Source organism: Brevundimonas terrae, from assembly GCF_011761985.1.
Classification (GTDB): domain Bacteria; phylum Pseudomonadota; class Alphaproteobacteria; order Caulobacterales; family Caulobacteraceae; genus Brevundimonas; species Brevundimonas terrae.
Genome location: NZ_JAASQT010000002.1, coordinates 435077 through 460566, shown reverse-complemented (window position 1 = coordinate 460566; position 25490 = coordinate 435077). Strand labels below are relative to the sequence as shown.

The window sequence follows — 25490 nt, the reverse complement described above, 5'->3', positions numbered from 1 at the left end:
GCCCGAGAAAGTCACCGACGTCACTTCTCATCGGGCTCCCCTTGGGAAGGACTTATTTTGACCGCTCGCCACGGCTTTCTATTTTCCAGCGTCGCAGCCTGCGCCCTGATCGCATCCGCAACGCCGTCGTTTGCCGAACAGGCGCGGGCCACTTTCGAATTCTGTACGCCGGACAAAACCAATTATGGCGATCTGGACGACCGCCTGCGTCAAGCCATTGGCGAAGCCGGCGGCAACGAACTGGCAACGGCATCGCGCAGACGTGCCTCTGCCGAACGCGCCATCGAACTGGCCACCGAGCTTCTGCGCTCGGAAGGCTATTATGGCGGCTATGTCAGCCTGAACGATGCCAGCAATACCAATGCGCCGCCTCGGCTCTGCATCAATCCCGGTACGCGCTTTACGGTGTCTGATCCGACGATCGAATGGTCGGACAGCCTCTTGCTGGTGAACATCACCAACCGTCCTGCCAGTCTCGCTGACGAAGCCAACGCCCCGCCGTCAACGGCCAGCGATATCGCGCCGCCAAACGATCCCGACAGCAACCGCACCGTGACCTATGACACGCGCGTCTTCGATGCCGCGCCGCCCGTGCGGCTGGCTGAAGGCCGCAACGAGGCCCGCGATGTGGTGGCAGATGCCCGTAAGGCCATCCAGCTGGAAGGCAAACCGGCCCGTGCCGAGGACATTATCAGCGCAGAATCCCGTATCCTGCGTGCCCTGCGCGAAGACGGCTTTGCCGATGCCCGCGCCCACCCTCGCCAAGTCCATGTCATCCACCCCGATCTTCGCCCGGATTCGCCAGCTTCGCGGATCGACCCCGAAACCGGCGAGGTTCTGGACGTCCCGTCAGCAGATGCCGAGGCCACCACACCCGGCAATGAAACCATCGCCACTCTGGCTGACCGCCTGCACGAGGAACTGATCGGTTCCACACCGCCCCCGCAGTCCGCCAGCGACGGCTCTGAAGCTTCGAACGGCGAACAGCCAACCGGTACTGATCCTGAGGCCACTGTGCCCCTGACCCCCATTCTGGTGCCGGAAAGTCAGCGCTATGCCGGCCATGCGGGCAATGTCGCCATTCCTCACTTTGTCATTCAGGCGGGCCAACTGGTTCGCCTGAAAGAAGACGTTTTGCTGCTGGGTACGGAAAGCACCCCTTCCGCACGAAATGCCTCTGCGCCGCGCGAAGAATCCACCGGCGAGACACAAGAGGACCAGTCCACGGCTCGTACCGCTCCCGATGCCGACGAACCACCCAAGACACGCACACGTCCGCAGTTCGTGCAGTCGCTGGTGACGTGGAAAGAGGGTGACATCTATTCGCCAGAGCTGCTGAACCGTCTGGAAAAAGACCTGTCGGATACGGGTGTCTACAACTCTGTTTCGGTCAATCTGGAACGCCAGCCCATGCGTATCCAGACCATCGAGAACGGCGTCGCCGGTCCGGTCCGCAACAACACCCCCGATGAGGGCGCACTGCGCGAGGTTCAGGTCCAGCTTGTCGATCGTGACAAGAAGCTGCTTGAAGCGGGTCTTTCCTATGCCACGCTGGACGGCGTCGGTATTGATCTGATGCAGAGCCAGTTCAACCGCTTCGGACGCGCCGATACCCTGCGCTATATCCTGCGTGTGGCCGATATCGACAGCCGGATCGGTCTGGACTGGACGCGCCCCCACTTCCGCAAGCGCGGACGCACGATTTCGGCCAGCGCCTTTGTCGTCAACGAAATCACCGATGCCTATGAACGTCAGGCCCTGACATTCGACGCCGATGTTTCCGAACGTCGTGGTGAAAAATGGTGGGCCTCGGTCGGGCTGGGTCTGGATACCGGCCGCTATGCCGAGGTGCGCTATGATCCGATCACCCAGCAGGCGCTCAATCTGGATCGCGATCTGGCCATTGTGACCCTGCGCGGCGCCATGCGTACCGACCAGTCCAATGATCCGCTGGACCCGACCCAGGGCTGGAAAGCCAGCCTGTCGGTGCAACCTACCGCCGTGACGGGTGAAGACACCGTCTTCTTCCTGCGGACTGTGGGCGATGCCAGTGCCTATTACGGACTGGGCGAGAATGATGCCACGGTTCTGGCCGGTCGCGTCAAAGTCGGCTCTATCGTCGGGGGCGACGAACTGATTATCCCGTCGTCCCGCCTGATGTATTCCGGTGGCGGCGGATCGGTGCGCGGTTACTCCTATCAGAGCATCAACCCGCGCCTGCCCGACAATACACCGCGCGGTGGCCTTGGCCTGTTTGAAGCCTCGTTCGAGGTGCGCCGCGACGTCCGTGACAACTGGCAGGCCGTGGCCTTTATCGATGCCGGTGCTGTCGGCTTCGAGGCCACCCCCAACCTGAGCAATATGCGATACGGTGCCGGTGTGGGTGTTCGTTATAAATTGCCGTTCGGCCCGATCCGCGCCGATGTTGCCTTCCCGCTGAACAAGCGTGAAGGTGACTCCGACTTCCAACTCTATATCAGCATCGGCCAGTCGTTTTGACCGAAACGCCCTCTTCGCCCGAACCTGAAAACCTACCTGAACACGAAGCCGCGACTTCCGAAGAACAGGCTCCTGCCGAGCGCGCGAAAAAGCGTCGCCGCAAACGCTCGCTTTTGCGTACTGTCGCCGTCTTTTCGGGGATCGGTATCGGGGCGCTGGTGGGTGTGGGCGTGGTCGCCCTCATTGGCGGGCGCTATTACCTGTTGTCCGATGCCGGTCGCGAACTGGTCACCAGCTTTATTGCAGGCAAAAAGATCGGTCGTTACGGGGCCATCAATGTCGAGGGCGTCAAAGGCGACCTGTTTGACGATTTCACCATCGCCAAGATCACCGTCACCGACATCAACGGGGCGTGGCTGACCGCCGAAGACGTGCGCGTGGACTGGTCGTTCTGGCCACTGGTCATGCGCCGTTTCCACGCCGACGAAATCACCGCCAAGAGCATCAATGTGCTGCGCCGTCCTGTGCTGGAGCCGCCGACCGAGCCCGGCGGCCCCATGCCTATCAGCGTGGATATCGACAAGTTCGCCACCGACATTCACCTGATGGAGGACTTCTCCAAGGAATATGGTCACTGGCGTCTTGCGGGTGATGCCAATATTCCGCGCAACGGGGCCAAGACGGCCAATGTCGATGCGCTGAGCCTCAGCCGTCCGGGCGATTTCCTGAAACTGGCCGCAACCTTTAGCGACAAGCCCGAAGAACTGCGCCTGAACCTTCAGGCACAGGAAGCCATGGGCGGTCCTCTGGCCGGTGCAATGGGCTATTCGCCGGATGTGCCCTTCTCGGCGGTCGCCGTGGTGGATGGCAACCGCGCCGATATCGTCATGAAGACCGGTGCCTTTACCCCGCTCAGCGTCAAGGGACGCTTTGCCGAGGAAGGCTCGCGCCTGTCCGGCTATATGGATTTCTCGGGTTCGGACCTGCTGGCTCCGTTCATCGACCGCATCGGGCGCACGGCGCGTATCGGCTTTGCTGCCTTCCCCGTGAAAAATCGCGAAGGCGCGCAAAATATTGGCTGGCAACTGATTGCCGACAATATCAACTCTTCGGCCTCGGGTACGATCCTGACCAAGGGCGGGATGAAGGCCGAGAATATCGCCCTGAAAGTCGAGACGCCTTCATTGTCGCGCCTGGCGGGCATCAAGCTGGCTGATGCAACCCGTTTCGAGGGTGTTTTCAGTGGCGACGCCAAGGACTTCACCCTAAAGGGCAATCTGGCCGCAGAGAATGCCGAAGCCGCCGAATACCGCATGGCCCGACTGTCGGGTCCGGTGGAGCTGTCCGCGGCGCGCGGCGAGTACAACCTGCAAGGCCAGCTTCGTGCGGCGGGCGCTTCGACTGACGGCATGATCGGTGGCCTGATGGGATCGGCTCCGGCGCTCGACCTGTCTGTCTCCATGCTCAAAGATGGCGCGATCCTGCTGCGTAAGGTCGACCTGCAAGGTCAGGCCGCCAGCCTGACCGGATCGGGCGGACGCAATCTGGCCGGTGGCCTGAAGTTCGACGGCGATATTGTCCTCAAAGACCTGTCGCGCCTGTCGCCCGAGGCCAAGGGCGCGTTTAATGCCCGTATCTCGGCCAATTCCCCGCGCGCCCGTGCGCCTTGGAGCCTGTCACTGGACGGTACCGGCAACCGCGTCAAAACCGGCTTTGCCGAGGCGGACCGCCTGCTGGGTGAACGTCCCAAACTCAAACTGGCGGGTAGCCTGAATCAAGGCGTCGTGTCCGTGACGCAGGGCCGTCTGGATGGCGACAAGAACACCTTCGTCAACGCTATGGGCCAGTTCAACAACGGCAATCTGGCGCTGAAACTCAACTGGAATGCAGCGGGCGAGTTCCTGATCGGCCCGATCTCCATTCCTGAAGCCATCCGTGGTTCTGGGGCCCTGACCGGCAGCTTGAACTATCCGGTCGTCAACCTGCGCTCGGACTTCCAGCAGATCCGTCTGGCCGACAATGTGTCGCTGGATAACGCCATGCTGGCGGTCAATTACAGCAAGCGCCCCCACCCCAACAACACCAACGGCTTTGTCGATCTGCGCGGCACCATGGGTGGCCATGCCGCCTATGCCCGCAGCTTCTACAGCTTCATTCCCGACGGTATCCGCCTCAGTGATCTGAACGTGAATGCGGGCGGTGTCCGTGCCGCCGGTTCCGTCACCCTGACAGGTTCCACCCCGTCCAGAGCCGATCTGCGTGTCTCGGCCCGTCCGGGGGCACTGGTTCAGTCCGGCTGGCTGGATGGCACCGTTAAAATGGTCGAAAACGAGCCTAGCGCCATCAATATCCGTGGACGCAACCTGCGTATCGCGGGCGTCAACATCCCGATCAATACTGTGGATGTGGCGGGTACCGGCTCGCTGGAACGCCTTGAGTTGACGACCCTCAATATCGCCATCGGCGGTGCCTTGCCGGTGCAATATAATGGCAGCCTGATCTACGAAAATGCGGGCGAGCAGCACAGCTTCTATCCTGTCGGTGCCGTGACCCTGCGCGGCCAGACCCTGCGCGCCGCCACCCCGGCCTATGTCCGTATCAACAAGGACCGTGTCTATGCCGACCTGCCGCTGACCAATGCGGCGGGTGCGCGTGTCGTGCATGTGACGGCCAAGGATGGCGCGCGTTCGGGCCTCGGTCATGACAACCATAGCTGGCACCTGCATGCCGATCTGGACGGCTTGCCGATATCGCTGCTGGTGCCGGATATGCGCGGCAATATCAGTGGCGAGGTGCTGGTTGGCGATGCCGGTCAATATCTGAGCGGCACGACGCGCAACCTGAAACTCGACAACCTTGCGACCAGTGACGCCGAAGGCAGCAATGCCCCCAGTGTTGACCTGAATGTACAGGCCACGCTGGATGCCAACACGCTGAAGCTTCAGGTCAACAGCCCGCTGCTGAACAATGCGAGTTCGACCCCGAATGCCAGCAATGTCGATGTGAATGTGCCCGTCACCAATACGGGTTCGCTGTTCGGTCTGGGCGTCAATATGGCCGGCCCGCTGTCCGGCACCGTCCAGACCAATGGACAGATCGGCCCGCTGTGGAACCTGTTTGACGGTCTGGACCGCAAGATGTCGGGACGCCTTACCACCGCCCTGACCATCGGCGGCACGCCCCAGACCCCGTCCATTGACGGTGCCATCCATCTGCGTGACGGCACATTCGAGGATGTGGCCACCGGTGCCCTGATCCGTAAGCTTAATCTGGATGCCCATGCCTCCAATAACGGCATCACAGTCCAGCATCTGAGCGGCAACGACTTCAACGACGGCACACTGTGCGGATACGGCTATGTCGCCCTGCGTACCGGATACCGCCAGACCCGCGTCGAATCCGAACTGCCGCCCTGCGAAGGCTGGCAGGCCCCCAATGCCCGTGATGCCCGCATCAGCAGCGGCGGCCTGACGCTGGACCTGAACAATTTCCGTATCGTCCGTTCGGAAACCGCAACCATTGTCGCATCGGGCAAGATCAATGCCCTGCATAATGGCTCGGTCATCAACCTGACCGGCCGTCTGGACGTGAACAGCGCCGAGATCAGCCCGACCTTCCCGCCCAGCACAGGCATCACGCGGATGGACGTGATCGAGTATAATCGTCCGGCCCATCTTGGCCCACGCCATCAGGCGGCGGCACGACCGGCCACCAATACGACGGCGGCCCCTGCCCCCGGTTCGACCTTCTCGCAACTGGGACGCACACCTGTGCGTGTGAACGTGACCCTGAATGCCGACAGCATCATGGTGCGCGGTCGCGGGCTGGACCTGATGCTCAGCTCCAACGCCACCATTCAAGGCTCGCTGACTTCGCCGCGCCTGAACGGTCGTGCCGAGGTGGTGCGTGGTACCTACGAGTTTGGCGGCAAGCGTTTCAGCTTTGACCCGTCAGGCTATGCCACACTGGATACCTCGCCCGAGCGCATCCGCCTGAACCTGTCGGCCCGCCGCGAGGATGCCGACATCACCGCCGTTATCAATGTGACGGGCACTGCCGCCCTGCCGCGTATCGAGCTGACGTCCGAGCCGGAACTGCCGCAGGACGAAATCCTCGCCCGCGTGCTGTTCGGCCGTTCGGTCACACAGTTGTCGGCCATCGAGGCCGCGCAACTGGCATCCAGCGTCGCGTCGCTGGCGGGTGGTGGCGGTCTGGATGTGCTGGGGGGCTTGCGCCAACTGGCACAACTGGACAGCCTGTCCTTCAGCGGTGACGGCACCGACCTGATGATCTCGGGCGGTCGCCGGATCGGCAAAAACCTGTTCCTCGAAGTCCAGAGCGGTGGCCGCGATGGTCCGGCCATCAATGTGGAATGGCAGGTCCGCAACAATGTCGCCGTGACATCGACCATGGCGGGGGATGGCAATGCCATCATCTCGGTCAGATGGCGCAAGCCCAGCAACTAGGGCGCAAACAAAAAGGCCGGACATCGCGTCCGGCCTTTTCATTTGGATATCGGTCCGTTCTTCAGAGAACGTCCAGAATGTCTTCCAGGGGACGGCCGACACGCGCGCCCTTGGGGGTTTCGATAATGGGGCGCTGCACCAGAACCGGATTGGCAATCATGGCCGCACGGATGGCATCGTCGGACGCACCATCGGCCACCAGAGCCTTGGCCTCGTCCTCACGCATCCGCAAAAGGCCGCCAAGGCCCTTACCTGTCGATTGGGCCAGACGGTCCAGCACGTCTGTGGTCCATCCGGTTTTCAGGTACTCGACCACGTTGGTCTGAATGCCTTTTTCCTGCAACAGCTCCAGCGCCTTGCGCGAGGTCGAGCATTTGGGATTGTGATAGAGGGTCACGGTCACGGCTATACGTCCCTGAGCTTGTGATAGATCCGACCCCCGCGATAGGCGGCGATCATGACAAGAGCAAGTATCAGGTTCAGCCCCCAGCTGAAGAGATTAACCGGATCCAGCAAGGCCGATCGATAGGAGGGCTGCATTATTGCGGACAGCACCAGCGCAATACCCGCCAGTGTCAGCACCAGAAAAATCATCGGAACAATCCAGCCGGGCCGTCTCCACTGCCACACGGCAAGGCCGATCATAACCACCACCGTAAAGCCTGTGATACCGGCCCCGACCCAGCGCATCAGTTCGGCCAGTTTCTCGAACAGCACCAGATCGACACCGGCCTCTTCGAGAGTTACCGGCCCGCGCACATCGCGCATGCGCTCCATCATCTCTGTTTTGGTCGGAATGGTCAGCAAGTAACGGATGGCACTGGCCATTGCCGAAACAGCCAGTACGCCCGACGCCAAACGCGCATGCAACCTGGCCTGCTCGGGGGTTTCCGGCGCTCGCCAAATGCTTTTGATAGACCCGAAACCGGTCATTATTTTCAAAGCCCCCGCTCCAAAGCCCCGCCTCTATGCCCATACCATCGCACGCATCCCATCTGGCGCACGAAATCTTATATGGACCTTATAATTCGCAGGTTCGCTCAGGAAAATCGCGACAGGGCCACTGTCCCGCGCAGTCCGCCTATGTGCAAAATCACGCACACCATCATCACACCTGTCGTCAGGGCCGCCGCCCATGCCGGAAGCCCGCTGACCGCCATCGGCATGCCAACCATCAAACCCACCATCAGAGATGACACCTCGAACAGGTTCCACGCCACGCCAAAGACCGGAAGGATGCGGTTAGGTTTGCGCCATTGGAACAGGGCCGCCATGCCCGCAATGATGGCCTGGAACACCAGAAAGCCCAGGGTCGAGCCCGCACTGTCCGCCCGATCCGGCGTCCACCAGACCAGTCCCGCCTGCACCAGAACCACCAGAACCCACAGACCGAATCCCGCGACGCTGTAGCGCGCCATCGACATGGCCTGTTCACGCGATTCGATATTGGCAAACGGTGAAGAAAATCGACGGTTCATGCGTAACTCCGGCCCTGAAGGGTAAAATCCTACCGGCTAGCGCCCGCGATTCCCATAAGCGCCGATAGAAAACACCGCTCCTTCACCTTTGTTCTTTGCCGGATTAGGGTGTGAAGATGAAACTGGACCCGCACGATCACACCGTCCTCGGCAGTCCGGCCTTGCACGGCGACGTCCTTATCGGGCGAGCCGTTGACTGGGCCAATATCAACTCGGGCAGCCGCAATACGGCGGGCCTTCTGGCTGTGCTTGCGGCACTCGAAAACGCCTTCTCCGTACTGCCCGCCACAATAGAACGCGTGCAGACCGGTACTTCCACTAGTGTCGCCGCAGATGGTTCGGTCAGCGTTGACACCTATGCCCCTGCTCTCAAAATCACCTGTCGCCCCGACGCAGTGCTTCAAGTCGTTCTGACCGGCCACTATGATACCGTCTTTGCCGAGAACAGCCCGTTCCAGCGTGTCGTCACGCGCGACGACGGTGCGCTGAACGGCCCCGGCATTGCCGATATGAAGGGCGGGATCAGCGTCATGCTGGGGGCCCTCGAAGCCTTCGAGGCACATCCGCTCAAAGATCGCGTCGGCTGGACGGCGCTCCTCAGCCCCGACGAGGAAATCGGCTCACCGGGCTCTGCGCCCCTACTGGCCGAACTGGGTGCCCGTGGCCATATCGGCCTGACCTATGAACCGGCCATGGCCGACGGCACTCTGGCGGGCGAGCGAAAAGGCAGCGGCAACTACCACCTGATCGTCCATGGCAAGGCCGCCCATGCGGGCCGTGCCTTCCACGAAGGTGCCAATGCCATTGCAGGGGCCGCCATGATCGCCGCCAAGCTGCACGGCCTGAATGGCCAGCGCGCGGGTGTGACGGTCAATGTCGCCAAGATCGACGGTGGTGGCCCGCTGAACGTCGTCGCCGATAATGCCGTGGTGCGCTTCAATGTACGCGTACCCGATGCCCAAAGCGCTTCATGGGTGGTGGATGCTATCGACGACATCTGCAAGTCGCCGCCACTTGATGGCCTGCACCTGCATCTTCATGGCGGCATGACGCGTGCGCCCAAGCCTATGGATGCCAGCCAGACCGCCCTGTTCGGCGCGGTGAAAAACGTCGGCGACCTGTTGGGGCAAGCTATCCGCTGGCAGTCTTCGGGCGGTGTCTGCGAGGGCAATAATCTTCATGCCGCCGGTCTGCCCAATGTCGATACGCTGGGCGTCATTGGCGGCGATATCCATTCCGATCAGGAATATGCGTGGCCCGACAGTTTCGGTGACCGCGCCCGCCTGTCGGCCCTTATTTTGTGCAAGATCGCTTCGGGCGAGATTGACGCCCACAAGCTGAAACAGCTCCGACTGGAGACCCTGTAGTCCATGCTTATTGTACGTCCTGCCGGCCCTGCCGATCTGGCTCATTTGCTGGAACTGGCCATCCTGTCCGGTCCCGGTTTTACCAGCCTGCCCGAAGATGCCGATGTCCTGACCGAGCGTCTGGAACTGAGCCAGAAAAGCTTCCTCGGCCAAGTCCCGTGGGAAGAAGCATGGTACACCCTGATGCTGGAAGACAGCGATACCGGCGACATTGACGGTATCGGTTCGGTCAAGGCGACCGTGGGTCTGAAACGCCCCTTCTTCTCGTTCCGTCTGGTCAACAACATCGTCCAGTCACCGTCTCTGGGCGTAAAGCTGAACCACCAGACACTGGTGCTGGTGAATGAATGCGCGGGCTGGTCCGAAGTCGGCTCGCTGTTCCTCAAGGCCGATCGTCGTCGCGGTGGCGCAGGTCGCCTGTTGGCCCAGTCGCGCTATATGCTGATCGGTGCGCAGCCGGAAATGTTCGCCGACAATGTTCTGGCCGAATTGCGCGGTGTGTTCACGCCGGATGGTGCCTGTCCGTTCTGGGATCATGTGGCGCACAAATTCTTCCCGATGGACTTTGACGACGCCGACCGCATGACCGGATCGACCGACAAACAGTTCATCCTCGATCTGGCCCCGCGTCACCCCATCTATGTCGAGCTTCTGCCCGAACCGGCCCGCGCCGTGATCGGCAAGGTCCACCCGCAGGGCATTCCGGCTATGGCGCTACTGGAATCCGAGGGCTTCCGCATCAATGGTCTGGTCGATATTTTCGATGCCGGTCCCACGGTTTCGTGTGGCCGCGACAATATCCGTACCGTGCGTGATGCCCGCGCCCTGAAGGTCGAACTGGGCGAGGATATTCAGGCCGAGCTTCCGGCACTGGTTTCAACCGATAGCATCGCCAATTTCCGTGCTGTACGCGCCAAGGTGGATATCCACGGTGATAGTGTCACCATCCCCTCCGAGGCTGCCAACGCCCTGCGCGTCAAGGCGGGCGATATCGTCCGCGTCAAAGTCTGACCCCCAACCGAGCCGTTCCATGACCCAGTTCCAGTCCATCGATCCCACCACCGGCGAAGTCGTCTGGGAAGGCCCAGAAGCCACCACCGCACAGGTCACCGATGCTGTCACCAAGGCCCGCACCGCCCTGTCCGACTGGGCGCTGCGCCCGCGCGAAGAACGCATTGCCGTCATGAAGGCCTATCAGGGCCGCCTGAAGGAGCGTAGCCCCGAGATCGCCGAGGCCATCAGCCGCGAAACCGGCAAGGCCATGTGGGAAACACAGGCCGAAGCCACCATTATGCAGGGCAAGGTGGATATCTCGATACGTGCCTATAACGAGCGTACCGGCGAGCGCAGCAATGACATGGCCTTTGGCCGCGCTGTGCTGCGCCACCGTCCGCACGGTGTGGCAGCTGTGCTTGGCCCGTTCAACTTCCCCGGCCACCTGCCCAATGGCCACATCGTTCCGGCCCTGTTGGCGGGCGATACGGTCGTGTTCAAACCTTCCGAAGAAGCGCCGCTGACCGGCCAGATCATGGTCGAATGCCTGCTGGAAGCGGGCGTACCGGATGGCGTGATCAATCTGGTGCAAGGCGGCAAGGATGTCGGCGCGGCTCTGCTGGACCAGAAGATCGACGCCCTGATGTTCACCGGATCGGGTGCCGCCGGTGCCCATTTCCGCAAGAAGTTTGCCGATGATCCCCATGTGATCCTCGCGCTGGAACTGGGTGGCAATAACCCGCTGGTGGTGTGGGATGTGGCCGATGCCGAGGCTGCGGCTACCCATGTGGTGCAATCGGCCTTCATCACCTCGGGCCAGCGTTGTTCCTGCGCACGTCGTCTGATCGTGCCGAACGGTCCGCAAGGCGATGCCGTGGTCGAGGCCGTCGCCAAACTGTCCGACCGTCTGAGCTTTGGTCCGTGGAACGGCAATGCCGAGGTCTATGGCGGCCCGCTGATTTCGGCCCGCGCCGCCCAAAAGGCTCTGTCCGATCTGCAAGCCCGCATCGACATGGGTGCCAAGGTCATCCGCGCCTCGGGCAATATCGACGGCCTGTCCGACGCCTTCGTCAAACCGGCCATCATCGACGTGACCGGCGTGGACGTTCCGGACGAGGAAATCTTTGCGCCCTTCCTGTCCGTGATCCGCGTGGACAGCTTTGAAGACGCGCTGAAAGCTGCCAACGACACCCGTTACGGCCTGTCGGCGGGCCTGATCAGCGACGACGTCTCGCTATGGGATCGCTTCATCACCACCATCCGTGCGGGTGTTGTGAACTTTAACCGCCCGACCACCGGCGCGGCGGGTGACATGCCATTTGGTGGCCTTGGTGCCAGCGGTAACCACCGCCCCAGCGCCTATTACGCCGCCGACTACTGCGCCTATCCGGTCGCCAGTTTCGAGGCCCAAAGCGTGGCTAACATCACGAACGAAATCAAAGGCCTGAAATAATGTCTGCACAGGCCATCGAAACCAATGCCGATGGCCTGATCGGGCCAACCCACTCCTATGCAGGGCTGTCGCCGGGCAATCTGGCGTCCAGCCTGAACAAGGGCGTGGCGTCCAATCCGCGCGCGGCTGTGTTGCAGGGGCTGGAGAAAATGAAGCGTCTGGCCGACCTGGGCCTTCCGCAATTCGTCCTGCCCCCGCACGAGCGCCCGAACATTCCCTTCCTGCGCTCGCTGGGATTTAACGGCACCGACGCACAGGTGCTGGAACGCGCATGGAAAGAGGCACCTTCCTTTGCCGCTGCCGCCTGTTCGGCATCCCCCATGTGGGCGGCCAATGCGGCCACCGTCACCCCCAGCGCCGACAGCGCAGACGGGCGTGTGCATTTCACCCCCGCAAACCTCGTCACCAATCTGCACCGCTCACTGGAGCATCAGCAGACCCAGCGGGCGCTGAACGTCCTGTTCCCCGACAGCCGCAAGTTCGCCGTTCACGACGCCCTGTCGCCCGTCGCCCATCTGGCCGACGAAGGCGCGGCCAACCATGTGCGCCTGTGTGCCGATCACGGCGAGACAGGTGTCAATCTGATGGTCTGGGGCCGCAATGCGTTCGAGAACTGGGACGGTCCCTACCCTGCCCGCCAAACCTATGAGGCATGCGAGGCCATCATGCGCCGTCACGGTGCATCGGGCGCGGTGCTGGCCCAGCAATCCCGCGCCGCCATTGCGGGCGGTACATTCCACAATGATGTGGTCTGTGTGGGCGCGCTGGACACGCTGTTCTTCCACGAACTGGCGTTTGAAGACACCAACGCCACCAAGGCCGCCATACGCGCCGCCGCCAAGGGTTTCGAGCCGAAATTCGTCGAGGTGTCCGCCGCCGACCTGCCGCTGGGCGATGCCATCAGTTCCTATCTGTTCAACTCCATGTTGGTGCGACTGCCCGGCGATGACCGGCTGACCCTGATCTGTCCCACCGAAACCCGCGATAACCCGCGCAGCCACGCCGTTGCCGAACAGATCGCCGCCTCTAACGGCCCCATTGGCCGTGTGGAATATGTCGATGTGCGCCAGTCCATGGCCAATGGCGGTGGCCCTGCCTGTCTGCGCCTGCGGGTCGTGCTGACCGACGAAGAACTGGCCGCCACCAACCCCGCCATGCGCATGACCGACGAGCTTTATGCCCGTCTGACCGTCTGGGCCCTGCGCTGGTATCGTGACGAGCTACGTCCTGCCGATCTTGCCGATCCGGCATTGCTGATCGAAAGCCGTGGCGCTCTGGATGAACTCAGCGCCATCCTAAACCTGGGCCGCGACTTCTATCCGTTCCAGCGGCTCTAAGCCTTGAGCCGCTCCAGTGCATGCGGATAGCGCCGTGACAGCGGCGCTTCCAGCGGCCCTAGACCGACCGTCCAGTCACCGGAACCGACCGGCACCAGCCCTGTCATTCGCGTCGGATTGACCAGCCATGACCGGTGGCTACGCACAAACCCGACTGGTTCCAGACGCGCCTCGACTGCCGCCAGCGTCGCTCGCATCAGAGGTTTTCGTCCGTCGGCCAGATGGAACTCGACATAGTTTCCTGCCGAGGCCACGGCCAGAATATCGTTCAGCGGCACCCGTATAATCCGTGCCCCGTCGCGGATATCGAAACTGACAGGGCGCACCTCGTCCTTGCGGTTGCGGCGCACCTCGGCCACGCCCCAGAACACGGTGATGAACAGTAGATAGACCAGAATGTCCTTGCGGAACTCGTACAGGAAATGGTCGCCGAACGTGTACGGGCCATGCTCCATCACGACATAGGCCAGTTTTCGCAGCACAATAAACACCGCCACATGCAGCACCGAATAGGCCACCACCGCGGCACCATGCACGGCCACAAAATGCAGGCGCGTTTTCCATCCGGCCGACAATAACTGGTCCGCAGGCGCACGCGCGGCAGCCAGCCATGGAATCCAGATCGCACAGACAAGCCCGATCAGGCTGCTAAGCTCCCACACCACCGGCTCCCAGCGATGGGCGTCCGCCGTATCCACCCATGTGGTCACGATATTGATGGTGGTGACCACACTGGCACAGGCCAGCAACAAAAGCCCCCCGCGAAACAGATCCGACCTGTCCGCACCGCTCGTCACACTGTTCACGCCACTCGTCACAGCCGCTCCCCGTCTGGCCCCTTTATCGGGCCTATTCGCCCGCGCACATTGAGCGCCGTGCCGCCAGCCGCTGTCTAGAGGGCATGACCCAAACCACTACACACCGCTTTTCGCGCAGACATGATCTGGATGCCATCCGCATAGGGGCCTTCATGCTGCTGATCCTCTACCACATCGGCATGTTCTATGTGCCGTGGGACTTTCATGTGAACAGCGCCCGCCCGCAGGAATGGCTGCAACCCGTCATGTGGTTCACCAATCCGTGGAGGCTGACCTTGCTATTCCTCGTTTCGGGCGCGGCTACACGGCTATTGCTTGAGAAGTACCGCGCCGAAGGACCGGGGGCCGCCGAACGGCTGGGCGGGTCGCGTCTGTTGCGACTGTTTTTACCCCTGCTGTTCGGCATGTTGGTGATCGTGCCGCCGCAGACCTATTATCAGGTGGTCCAGCATGTGCGTGATAACGGCCTTGCGACCGATATCTATCACAACGCCATGACCGCCGATTTCTGGGTGCGCTATGTCTCATCCAAGGGGAATTGGTGTGATGCCGACGGCTGTATCATCACCCCGACATGGAACCACCTGTGGTTCGTCGCCTATGCCATGATCTACAGCCTGATCGCTGCGCTGGTGGCCGGTTGGGCAGGCCCGCGTCTTGCCAGGGCCACACAGGTTTTCGAACGTCTGTTCAGCGGTATCGGCCTGTTTATCTGGCCGATGGCCTATCTGGCTTTGATCCGTTTGTGGCTGTTTCCCCAGTTCCCGATCACGCACGATCTGTTCGGCGATCTGTATAACCATGCCCTCAGTCTTGCCGCCTTCGGGTTCGGTTTCCTGATGGCCGATGCGCCGCGTGTAACCCAGGCGTTGAAGCGCTATCGCCATGTGTTTCTGGCGCTGGCACTGGTCTCGTACGGGGTCTGGGTCGGCTATATGACCGGCTTCAAAGACACCGCGCCACCAGAGGCTCTGAAACAGGCCATGCGCGTGGTTTATGCCATCGACCAGTGGGCCTTTATCTGCGCTATTTTAGGTTATGGCGCGCAGCATATCCGCCAGACCTCGCCGCTGATGCGCTGGCTCGGTGGCGGTGTCTTTACCTTTTATATCGTCCACCAGACCCTGATTGTAGTGCTGGCCTTCCATCTCGAAAAACTGAACCTGCCGCTGTTTGTCGAAATGGGTCTGGTGCTGTCACTCACCCTGACCGGCTGTGCTGTGGCCTATGAAATCGCCAGACGGGCCGGTGTGCTTGGCATACTGATGGGCGTCGCTGTCGCTAAGAAAACTGCGGCATGATGACCTGTCACACGGCCGTTAAACTCGCGTCATTCACACGTTATCCAATCAGCCTACGGAGCGCCCTATGAACCCTTCACGTCGCGCCTTTATGGCCTCCGCCACCGCCCTTGCCCTGTCCGGCTATGCTCTTCGCGCACAGGCCGCCACCAATGGTTTCATTGACGGCCCAGCCCGCAACGAAGTGTTCGGCTATGGCCCGATGGTCAAAGATCCCTATGGCGTTCTGGACCTGCCGGAAGGGTTTTCGTACCGCGTGGTATCGCAGGCTGGCGAGACCATGAATGACGGCCTGATGACGCCGGACAAGTTCGACGGCATGGGCTGTTTCCCGCTGGATGATGACCGCGTCATTCTGGTACGTAACCACGAGGTCGATGCCGACGAGTTCAACCTCAGTGCGTGGGGGACGGCGCACCGTCTGGCCGACGATATCGACCGCAGCAAGGTTTACGGCGTCTATCCCGACCCCGATGGCGGCATCTATCCGCTGGGTGGTGGCACGACCACGCTGGTTTACAACCTCAAGTCCGGCAAGCTGGAACGCAGCCACCTGTCACTGGCGGGCACCGCTACCAATTGTGCAGGCGGCAAGACGCCTTGGGGGTCGTGGCTGTCGTGCGAGGAAAGCCTCGCAGGCATCAAAGACGGCCTGCCCCAAGACCATGGCTGGGTGTTCGAGGTTCCCGCCAATGCCACCGGTCTGGTCGAGCCCAAGCCGATCAAGGCCATGGGCCGCTTCAAGCACGAAGCCGCCTGTATCGATCCGCGTACCGGCGTGGTCTATCTGACCGAAGACGTCGAGAACTCGCTCTTCTATCGCTATCTGCCGGTCGATCCGCGTCATCTGGACAGGGGCGGCAAGCTGCAAGCCCTCGCCATTATCGATCAACCGTCGGCCGATACCCGCAACTGGAACGGCGTGCTGTGGTCACAAGGCCATAAACTGGCCACGCGCTGGATCGACCTGTCGGATGTCGAAAGCCCCGAAGGCGATCTGAACCTGCGCGGCCACGCCTCGGGTGCCGCCCTGTTCGCGCGCGGCGAAGGCATCCACTGGGCCGAGGACCACCTGTATTTCACCTGCACCTCTGGCGGTGTGGGCCGTCATGGCCAGATCATGCGCTATGTCCCCTCGCCCCGCGAAGGTGCCCATGACGAAGCCCTGCAACCGGGCCAGTTGGAACTGTTTGTTGAAGCCAGCGACCGTGCAGTGCTGGACTATGTCGACAACATCACCATCGCCCCGAACGGCCACGTCATCGGCTGCGAGGACCGCAAGATCGGCACCAACCACATCAAGGGCGTCACGCCCGATGGCCGTATCTATACGATTGCCCGTAATGCCGAGTCCCATGATGCCGACGAAACCAATAGCGAACTGGCCGGTGTCTGTTTCGCACCTGACGGCAAGACACTGTTTGTGAACATCTATTCGCCGGGTGTGACACTGGCCATCACCGGCCCGTGGGAGATGTTCCGCGCCTGATCCCTATTGCAGGGCGTGAACTCTGGGGGCGTGGCGGCCATTACTGCCGACGGTGAACAGCCGGCATTGTTCCTGTTCGGAAATCGGCTCCACGCCCTCTGTCACCGCCAAGGCCTCTTCGGCAGCATAGGCAATCGCCACGCCGTCATCGGTTTCAACCATGACCGAGTAAAAAGGCTGTTCGGGATTGATGGAGCCAATATCCTCGATTGGTCCCTGATAGCGAGCGTCCACATCCAGCACCAAGCCATAGAAGACGTGGTGAATATGGCGGACCTTCTGACCTAGTCCAAAACGTGCTGTGCGAGCTTGGGTCATAAGCCTGATACGTTTGGCGCACATGAAGGTTGCTTTAAAAATAGTCATTCACTGTGACCATTTGTAACCTCCGATCCAGTAATCACGATTCCACAGCTTAAGGGCTTGGCCTGATGACAGGATGCGGGCTAGGTTAAGTGTGACGGGCGCCGCTTTGGACCGCCCACATACCCTTGTCGGCCCATGCCGGAGACCAAAGGCGCGCCATCGAAGCGCGACTCACGGTCCCAGCCCGCCAGATCACGTCGGTCTGGCGATTCAAATCGGGAAGCGCCTCTGTATGGTGCCCTCGATTTAGGGACCAATAATTGCCGCCTGCTGATCGCGCGTCCGACGCGTGAGGGCTTCCGTGTGGTTGATTCCTTCAGCCGGATTGTGCGCCTTGGCGAAGGCCTTTCGCGCACAGGCCTTCTGGATGATAACGCCATGGAGCGGGCCTATGAGGCCCTCAGCCTGTGCGCGGAACGCATAGCCAGACGTGGCCTGAAAGCTGAAAACCTGTCTGCTGTCGCCACCCAGGCCTGTCGCGGGGCATCCAATGGTGTCGCGTTCATCGAGCGCGTCCGCAAGGGCACGGGCCTGAACCTGCGGATTATCGACCCGATCGAGGAAGCGCGCCTTTCGGTCGCCGGTTGCCTTAACCTGATCGATCCGGCGTCCGAGGCCGTTCTGGTTATCGATGTGGGCGGTGGATCGACCGAACTGTCGTGGATGCGCCGCACCGAACAGGGCCACGACACACTGGCATGGATGTCTGTGCCTCTGGGTGTTGTGACACTGGCCGAGCGCCATCCCGAACCGCAAGGATCGCCGCGAAACTGGTACGAAGCCATGGTCGCCGATGTTGGAGAGGCCATCGCAAAGGGCGCCCCCGACGACCCCGCCTATCACAGCCTGTATAAACAGGGCCGCGCCCACATGGTCGGCACATCGGGTGCAATCACCAGTCTGGCCGGCATACATCTGGGTCTGCGTCGCTATCAACGCGATCTGGTTGACGGCCTATGGATGACGCGGAGCGATTGCGAAGCCGCCGCCAACCGCCTCATCAGCCTCGGTCCCGATGGACGTGCCGCAGAAAACTGCATCGGGCCGGATCGGGCCGATCTGGTTCTGGCAGGTGCTGCAATACTGGAGGCCGTGCAGCGGGCATGGCCGTGCGAGCGCGTGCGCGTGGCCGACCGTGGCCTGCGCGAAGGCTTGCTGCTGACCATGATGAGCGAGCCGAACCGTGCAACGCGCAAGCGCCGTCGTCGTCGCAGACGTTCGCGGGGTGCAACCAATGCCGCACCCGCTTCGGCAACCTAGGGCTTAAGGTTCGATCCGCACCGGAATCTGGATGTCGCACGGCGAGAAATCTGCACCTCGCGCCTGACGTACAGTCGCCACCATGCCCCTGAAGGTGCGGCTATCTGGACGCAGACGATAGACGCTAGGGCGCTCGCCTTCCGGGATGGCCGAGGCCACCTGCACCTTGGTCATGATATCGGGGTCGGTCACCATACCGCTGGGCAGATCGCCCGCCTTCAACGCATTGACGACATCCTGACCGGCCACAACGCGGCCCCAGATGCTGTAGCGGCGATCCAGCGACGGATAGACGTCGCGCATAAAGAAGAACTGGCTGTCGGCGCTGTTTTCATCCGTATCGCGGGCCATGCCCGCAACACCGGGGCAGTACATGCCCCATGCCGTCACCTTGCCATCCTCGAACCGGCCATAGAAACGGTCTGGCTGGCTATAGACGGGTACACTGTGGTGAAAACCCTCGGGATAGCCCGCAGGATGGGCCACAGGCTCGAACGGCGTTTCCGGCCCGCGACGGAAGGTCAGCTCGGCCTTTACAGTGCCATGGGTGCTGCCACCCTCGCCGGTGCCCGTCGGGTCACCTGTCTGGGCCATAAAGCCGTCAATGACGCGGTGCCATTTAACGTTGTCATAAAAGCCCTCACCCGCCAGCAAGCGGATACGCTCGACATGCAAGGGGGCAATATCGGGCGTCATCTCGACCCAGATACGCCCTTTGGTCGTGTCGATAACCAGCAGGTTCTCGGGGGCGATGGCCTCGTAATCGCTATCGGGGCCCACAGGGTCCGCAAGGGCGGGAGAGAAACCGAAACTGGCCACAAGGGCTGCGGCTACAAGGTTTACCGGTTTCATCATCCCGCCTTTGTTATTGTTTTCAGTACCGACGTATTCAGCCGTTATCGATCTGAACCGGTATCTGGATATCGCATGCTGTAAAGCCGTTGCCCTTGGCCGTACGCGCCGTCTCGACTGCCGCATTGAACGGCGCACCACCGGCCACAGCCACGCGCACCTGCGGGCGTTCCGCTGGCGGCAGTTGCGAGGCCAGACGCACGCGCGTCATCACATCGGCCCCCTCGCCCACGGCACCGTCCGCCGCTTCAGAGCCGGCTTTCAGCGACTTCACAACGTCCAGACCCGACAGTACGCGACCAAACACCGTATAGTTGCCGTTCAGCGTGTCGGCATGGCCCGTCGTCAGATAGAACTGGCTGTTGGCGCTGTCAGGTTGGCCTGCACGCGCCATACCGGCCGTGCCCGCGCAGAACAGCGGCGTGGCCGACACCTTCATATCGGCATTGATCATCATCTGGGCGTCGGGCTGGGTCGCAACCACGACCGAGCCCACAGTGCCGATGTAGCCGGGGCCACCATTGGCAACCGGCACATAGCCCGCATCGCGGCCACGGCGGAAGCTGAACTCGGCGGCGATATCGGGCAGCTCACTGCCCCCCTCGCCCGTCCCCTTGGGATCACCCGTTTGCGCCATGAAATCGGGAATGACGCGGTGGAATTTCAGCCCGTCATAGAAGTTCTGGTTCGTCAGGGTACGGATACGCTCGATATGGTTCGGCGCAACGCGCGGTTCCAGCTCGACCAGAACCCGCCCCTTGGACGTATCAATCACCCACAGATTCTCGGGGGCCACCGTGCGCCAATCCGCCGACGATGTGGATTGGGCCTGTGCAGCACCGGCCAGAAGGACGGTGGCTGCGCTCATGCAAATCAGCAGGTTTTTCATAGACTCAATGTTTCAGCGCTTGGCGACCTTGTCGAGTACCGCAGCGGCAATCGACGGACTGACAAAGCTTTCGATGTTACCGCCCAGCTTGGCGATTTCCTTGACCAGACGCGAGGCAATGGCCTGATGGCGCGGATCGGCCATCAGGAAGACCGTTTCGATTTCGCTGTTCAGGCGCTGGTTCATCGCCGTCATCTGGAACTCGTATTCAAAGTCGGCCACAGCCCGCAGACCGCGCACGATACAGGTCGCCTCGACCTCTTCGGCAAAGTGCATCAGCAGGCTAGAGAACGGGCGTACCTCGATGGCATCACCGAATCGGGCGACCTCGTAGCGCAGCATCTCGACGCGCTCGGCCGTCGTGAACAACGGACCCTTGGCATCGTTCTGGGCCACGCCAATCACCAGCTTATCGACCAGTTTGACCGCACGTCCGATGATGTCGAGGTGGCCATTCGTGACCGGATCGAAAGTACCTGGATAAAGTCCGATACGCATAGGCTGCCTCAAGCCTCCCCAACTCTAAGTTCGTACTGCTTAGCAGGTGCAAAAAGAGGCGAACAGCGCAAATGCCTTCATTCCGCAGCCGAAAATGACATCCCCTACCGCGCTAGAGCGGTTGCAAAGCCTGTCGCGTCCATGCGTCGCGGATGATCGCCAGCATCGGATGCTCGGCATCAAAGCCATAGCCGTCGATGGCTGAAATACAGGCCGCAGGTGTTGCCGCATTGCACAAAAACGCCGCCTCGAAGCGGCTGATATCGCGCAAGGACTCCGTTTCATAGGCTTGGGAGATACCCATTTCCGACAGGCCGTTTTCAATCAGACGGCGCGTTACCCCATCCAGAATGTCGCCCTTGGGCCAGACCACGGTGTCATCGCAAATCAGGCCTATATTCCAGACTGTGCCTTCCAGTATCTGGCCAGTGGCTGAAACCAGCAGGGCATCGTCAAACCCGTCCATGCGGGCTCTGCGACGGGCATGGATGATACCGGTCGTGCCCAGATGTTTGAGGTGCGCCAGTTCGCGCTGGTGCGGGATGGCGCTGAGGCGTTGACCATCGGCCAGAGCCTGTGCCGGAGCCGATACCCACACACCGATCACCACATCGCCAGCCTGTTCAGGCGTGCGGATCGACAGGTCCGGTGCCGTCAGGGTGACACGCACCCACGCCTCGTCCACTGCCGCAAGAGCAGCGCGCAAGGCCTTCAGAATGTTTGATTTATCGAGTTGTTGGCCAAACAATTCCTGCCCCGATGCGATCAAGCGCTCCAGATGCAGATCCAGTCCGCGCACCCCGCCCGCCTGATAGGAAAACGAGGTCAGGGCACCATAGTTGATCATGGCCATACGGCGTAGATCCGCCGCAGATGCAGCATGGCCGTCGATCCACAACTGCGGTTCGACGGCCATCTGTGTCTTAGTCTTCCGAGGCGGTCGGGGCTTCGGCGATCTCGGTGGCTTCACCTTCGATCACGCCCTCGCCTTCAACCTCGGTATCGTCCTCGTCCGAACCCGGCAGGCGCTCGACCGAAACCACGGTCTCGTCCTTGCTGGTGCGGAAGATCATCACGCCCTGCGACGAACGGCCCACAATACGGACCTGATCGACAGGGGTGCGGATCATCTGGCCCGCATCGGTGACCAGCAACAGGTCATCGCTGTCCAGAACCGGGAAGGCTGCGGCCAGACGCTTGCCCGCACGACCGCCAAGGCCGTGTGCGGTCAGACCCTGACCACCGCGACCGGTGCGACGGTATTCGTAGGCGCTGGAGCGCTTGCCCAGACCGTTTTCAGAGACGGTCAGGATGAACTGCTCGGCAGCGGCCAGTTGCTCGATACGCTCCGGCGTCAGGACAGCATCATCGCCGCCTTCATCCTCGGCCTCGGTCGCAACAACCTCTTCGTCGCCTTCGCCAGCCGCCGCGCGGCGGGCCGCATTGGCGTGTTTGACATAGGCGGCGCGTTCTTCCGGCGTCGCATCCACACGGCCCAGTACGGCCATGGAGATCACTTCGTCGCCGTCTTGCAGACGGATACCGCGAACACCGGTCGAGTCACGGCCCTTGAACACGCGCACATCGTCCGCCTTGAAGCGGATAGCGCGGCCCAGTGCCGTGGTCAGCAGAATGTCGTCTTCGGCATTACAGATGGCGACGCCGACCATGTGGTCACCGTCTTCCAGCTTCATGGCGATCTTGCCCGCGCGGTTCACCGTGGCGAAATCGCTGAGCTTGTTACGGCGCACATCGCCCGACTTGGTGGCGAACATGATGTCGTAATCGCCCCAGGTTGCCTCGTCTTCCGGCAGCGGCAGCACGTTCATGATGCTGTCGCCCGGCTCGATCGGCAGCAGGTTCACAAAGGCCTTGCCCTTGGACTGCGGCGTGCCCAGCGGCAAGCGCCACGTCTTGAGCTTATAGGCCTTGCCGTTGGTGGCAAAGAACAGAACCGGCGTGTGGGTCGAGGCCGAGAAGACGCCGGTGATGGCATCTTCGTCCTTCATGGACATGGCCGAACGGCCCTTACCGCCGCGATGCTGGGTGCGATAGGCGTTCAGAGCCACGCGCTTGACGTAACCGGTATGGGTGACGGTTACGACCATGTCCTCACGCGGGATCAGGTCTTCGTCTTCCATCTCGTGATCGCCCTCACCGATAAGGGTGCGGCGCGGCACAGCAAACTGCTCCTTAACGGTCAGCAGGTCTTCGCGGATGATGGCCAGAACATTCTTGCGGTCCGACAGGATTTCGAGGTGGCCCGAAATCGTACCGGCCAGCGTATTGGCCTCACCAAAGATGTCGTCACGGCCCAGACCCGTCAGACGCGACAGGGTCAGCGCCAGAATGGCCTTGGCCTGTTCGTCGGTCAGGCGGATCAGACCACCGTCAACCAGAACCGTGCGCGGGTCGGCAATCAGCTCGACCAGAGCCATCATGTCGCCAACCGGCCAAGCCTTGGACTGCAAGCGCTCGCGGGCTTCGGACGGATCGGCCGACGAACGGATGATGTGGATCACCTCGTCGATATTGGCGACCGCAACCGCCAGACCGACCAAGACGTGACCACGGTCACGCGCCTTGTTCAGCTCGAACTTCACGCGGCGGACGATCACTTCTTCGCGGAATTCGAGGAACAGTTCCAGCAGCTTGCGCAGGCCCATCTGTTCAGGACGGCCATGGTTCAGCGCCAGCATATTGACGCCGAACGACGATTGCAGCGCCGTATAGCGGTAAAGCTGGTTCAGGATCACATCGCCCGAAGCGTCGCGCTTCAGTTCGATAACAATCCGCATACCCAGACGATCAGATTCATCGCGAACGTCAGAAATACCTTCGAGGCGCTTTTCGCGCACCATCTCGGCAATGCGCTCGATCAGGGTCTGTTTGTTGACCTGATAAGGCAGCTCGGTGATGACGATGGCATCGCGGTCCTTGCGGATTTCCTCGATCGACGCCTTGCCGCGCACGATAACCGAGCCACGACCGTCGCGCAGGGCATTGCGCGGCGCGGTGCGGCCCATGATCTCGCCGCCGGTCGGGAAGTCGGGGCCCGGAACAATATCCAGCAGCGCCTCGTCCGAAACGTCGGGTTCGTCCAGCAGGACAACGGCGGCATCAATGACTTCGCCAAGGTTGTGCGGCGGAATATTGGTCGCCATACCCACGGCGATACCACCGGCACCATTGACCAACAGGTTCGGAATCCGGCTCGGCAGAACGACCGGCTCAAGTTCTTTTTCGTCGTAGTTCGGCTGAAAATCGACAGTGTCCTTGTCGATATCGGCCAGCATCGCCACGGCGGCATGCGTCATCTTGGCTTCGGTATAACGCATCGATGCCGGCATATCGCCATCGACCGAACCGAAATTGCCCTGACCGTCTACCAGCGTCAGACCCATGGAGAAGTCCTGGGCCATACGGACCAGCGCCATGTAAACCGAGCTGTCACCGTGCGGGTGGAAGCGACCCAGCACGTCACCCACGACACGCGCGCACTTGGAGTACGAACGCTCGGGTGTCATGTTCAGGTCATGCATCGAATACAGGATGCGGCGGTGAACAGGCTTCAGACCATCGCGCGCATCAGGCAGAGCGCGGCTGACGATCACGCTCATGGCGTAGTCAAGGTACGAGCGTTTCAGCTCGTTTTCGATGGTGATCGTTGCAATATCGCCGGACGTCGAAGGGGCGGCGTTTTGGTAACTATCGTCGGTCAAGGAAATCAGGCTTTAAATGGCCGGAATCGGAACGTGATCCGCTAAGGTCGGTTCTAGCACTCGGGGGACGTCGTGGCAAAACAACAAGCCGCGCCAAACCTGTACTTTCTGGAGGCAATGCCATGCGTAAAACAACCACAGCCCTTCTGGCCGGTAGCGCAGCGGCTCTGGCCGTTGGCTGTACCGCTGTCGCCGCCGATCAGGCTTCGCACGCGGCCCAACAAAGCCCGTCCGCAACCGCGCCTGCGCCCGCCGCATCGGGCTATAATGTCCACCTATTCAACAACGAGGGTGCCGCCGCCGGTACCGTCACCCTGAAGCAAGGCCCGAACGGTCTGCTGATGATCGTCGAGGCCACCGGCCTGACGCCGGGCTGGCACGGTATCCACCTGCATGAAACCGGCCAGTGCGAAGCGGCCTTCACCTCGGCAGGGGCCCATATCAATCACCCCGAAGCCAAGGTTCCGCACGGTCTGATGAATGCCGACGGTCCCGATGACGGCGACCTGCCCAATATTTTTGCCCATGCTGACGGTACGGCCAAGGCCGAGATTTTCACCACCCGCGCCCGTCTTTCGGGTGATGGTCAGGCACAGGACCTGCTGGACAATGACGGCTCGGCCATCATCATCCACGCCAGTGCCGATGATCATTCCAGCCAGCCCATCGGCGGTGCCGGTGCACGCGTCGCCTGTGGCGCGATCCAACTGCTGCACTAGGACATAACAGACGAAAAAAGGGGCGCAGCGGCCATAGCCACTG

Annotated in this window: 20 protein-coding genes; 10 read left to right on the top strand and 10 right to left on the bottom strand. The window is 61.5% G+C overall.

Going from position 1 to position 25490, the window contains the following annotated elements; translation table 11 throughout:
• Positions 1-57: 57 nt before the first annotated feature.
• Both FHS64_RS06865 and FHS64_RS06860 read left to right on the top strand, forming a co-directional pair.
• Positions 58-2499, top strand: a complete 2442-nt coding sequence (locus FHS64_RS06865) for an autotransporter assembly complex protein TamA (protein ID WP_243862842.1) — start codon at positions 58-60, stop codon at positions 2497-2499.
• Positions 2496-6905 carry a translocation/assembly module TamB domain-containing protein gene (locus FHS64_RS06860; protein WP_167177100.1) on the top strand — a complete coding sequence of 1470 codons (4410 nt, stop codon included), beginning with the start codon at positions 2496-2498 and terminating at the stop codon, positions 6903-6905. Before FHS64_RS06865 ends, FHS64_RS06860 begins: the two co-directional genes overlap by 4 nt.
• Positions 6906-6966: 61 nt before the next feature.
• Here the strand turns inward: FHS64_RS06860 and FHS64_RS06855 are convergent, their stop codons facing one another.
• The 3 genes from FHS64_RS06855 to FHS64_RS06845 form a co-directional block, all read right to left on the bottom strand.
• Complete coding sequence (locus FHS64_RS06855) at positions 6967-7308, bottom strand: ArsC/Spx/MgsR family protein (protein ID WP_167177098.1); 342 nt, start codon at positions 7306-7308, stop codon at positions 6967-6969.
• Positions 7309-7310: 2 nt separating this feature from the next.
• Positions 7311-7775, bottom strand: a complete 465-nt coding sequence (locus tag FHS64_RS06850; protein WP_167177096.1) for a hypothetical protein — start codon at positions 7773-7775, stop codon at positions 7311-7313.
• A 170-nt stretch (positions 7776-7945) separates the two neighbouring features.
• Positions 7946-8383, bottom strand: coding sequence for a hypothetical protein (locus FHS64_RS06845; RefSeq protein ID WP_167177094.1), 438 nt, complete (start codon positions 8381-8383; stop codon positions 7946-7948).
• A gap of 116 nt (positions 8384-8499) precedes the next feature.
• Here FHS64_RS06845 and FHS64_RS06840 point away from each other — a divergent pair, with 116 nt between their 5' ends.
• From FHS64_RS06840 to astB, 4 genes are read left to right on the top strand one after another with little or no spacing between them, the layout of a single operon-like run.
• Entirely contained in the window at positions 8500-9750 is a 1251-nt protein-coding gene (locus tag FHS64_RS06840; protein WP_167177092.1) for a hydrolase, read from the top strand.
• Between the two features lie 3 nt (positions 9751-9753).
• Positions 9754-10761 carry an arginine N-succinyltransferase gene (locus FHS64_RS06835; protein ID WP_167177090.1) on the top strand — a complete coding sequence of 336 codons (1008 nt, stop codon included), beginning with the start codon at positions 9754-9756 and terminating at the stop codon, positions 10759-10761.
• A gap of 19 nt (positions 10762-10780) precedes the next feature.
• A complete protein-coding gene (gene astD, locus FHS64_RS06830; RefSeq protein ID WP_167177088.1) occupies positions 10781-12196 on the top strand; it encodes a succinylglutamate-semialdehyde dehydrogenase in 1416 nt (471 codons plus the stop codon).
• The gene (gene astB, locus FHS64_RS06825) at positions 12196-13533 is read left to right on the top strand and encodes an N-succinylarginine dihydrolase (RefSeq protein WP_167177086.1); all 1338 of its coding nucleotides are present in this window, start codon (positions 12196-12198) and stop codon (positions 13531-13533) included. Before astD ends, astB begins: the two co-directional genes overlap by 1 nt.
• Here the strand turns inward: astB and FHS64_RS14370 are convergent.
• The gene (locus FHS64_RS14370; RefSeq protein ID WP_167177084.1) at positions 13530-14339 is read right to left on the bottom strand and encodes a LytTR family transcriptional regulator DNA-binding domain-containing protein; all 810 of its coding nucleotides are present in this window, start codon (positions 14337-14339) and stop codon (positions 13530-13532) included. The two genes, astB and FHS64_RS14370, sit on opposite strands and share 4 nt — an antisense overlap.
• Before the next feature lie 95 nt (positions 14340-14434).
• Between FHS64_RS14370 and FHS64_RS06815 the strand changes: the two genes are divergently transcribed.
• A complete protein-coding gene (locus FHS64_RS06815; protein WP_167177082.1) occupies positions 14435-15652 on the top strand; it encodes an acyltransferase family protein in 1218 nt (405 codons plus the stop codon).
• A 67-nt stretch (positions 15653-15719) separates the two neighbouring features.
• Positions 15720-17141, top strand: a complete 1422-nt coding sequence (locus tag FHS64_RS06810; RefSeq protein ID WP_167177080.1) for an alkaline phosphatase PhoX — start codon at positions 15720-15722, stop codon at positions 17139-17141.
• Positions 17142-17144: 3 nt separating this feature from the next.
• Here the strand turns inward: FHS64_RS06810 and hspQ are convergent, their stop codons facing one another.
• Positions 17145-17459 carry a heat shock protein HspQ gene (gene hspQ, locus FHS64_RS06805; protein WP_167177078.1) on the bottom strand — a complete coding sequence of 105 codons (315 nt, stop codon included), beginning with the start codon at positions 17457-17459 and terminating at the stop codon, positions 17145-17147.
• 183 nt (positions 17460-17642) lie between these two features.
• On the opposite strand from hspQ, the gene FHS64_RS06800 reads away from it, so the two are divergent.
• Positions 17643-18767 (top strand): Ppx/GppA phosphatase family protein, encoded by a 1125-nt coding sequence (locus FHS64_RS06800; RefSeq protein WP_167177076.1) that lies wholly within the window; start codon positions 17643-17645, stop codon positions 18765-18767.
• Positions 18768-18770: 3 nt separating this feature from the next.
• On the opposite strand, the gene FHS64_RS06795 is transcribed toward FHS64_RS06800, so the two are convergent.
• The 5 genes from FHS64_RS06795 to gyrA form a co-directional block, all read right to left on the bottom strand.
• Positions 18771-19622 (bottom strand): peptidylprolyl isomerase, encoded by an 852-nt coding sequence (locus FHS64_RS06795; protein WP_279588492.1) that lies wholly within the window; start codon positions 19620-19622, stop codon positions 18771-18773.
• A gap of 34 nt (positions 19623-19656) precedes the next feature.
• Positions 19657-20487: a peptidylprolyl isomerase gene (locus FHS64_RS06790; RefSeq protein ID WP_243862841.1), complete on the bottom strand. Its 831-nt coding sequence runs from the start codon at positions 20485-20487 to the stop codon at positions 19657-19659.
• Positions 20488-20520: 33 nt separating this feature from the next.
• Complete coding sequence (gene coaD / locus FHS64_RS06785; protein ID WP_167177072.1) at positions 20521-21006, bottom strand: pantetheine-phosphate adenylyltransferase; 486 nt, start codon at positions 21004-21006, stop codon at positions 20521-20523.
• Positions 21007-21118: 112 nt separating this feature from the next.
• Complete coding sequence (locus FHS64_RS06780) at positions 21119-21922, bottom strand: aminotransferase class IV (RefSeq protein WP_167177070.1); 804 nt, start codon at positions 21920-21922, stop codon at positions 21119-21121.
• A gap of 7 nt (positions 21923-21929) precedes the next feature.
• The gene (gene gyrA, locus FHS64_RS06775) at positions 21930-24728 is read right to left on the bottom strand and encodes a DNA gyrase subunit A (protein ID WP_167177069.1); all 2799 of its coding nucleotides are present in this window, start codon (positions 24726-24728) and stop codon (positions 21930-21932) included.
• A gap of 122 nt (positions 24729-24850) precedes the next feature.
• Between gyrA and FHS64_RS06770 the strand changes: the two genes are divergently transcribed.
• Positions 24851-25447, top strand: coding sequence for a superoxide dismutase family protein (locus FHS64_RS06770; protein ID WP_208380671.1), 597 nt, complete (start codon positions 24851-24853; stop codon positions 25445-25447).
• The last annotated feature ends 43 nt before the right edge of the window (positions 25448-25490 follow it).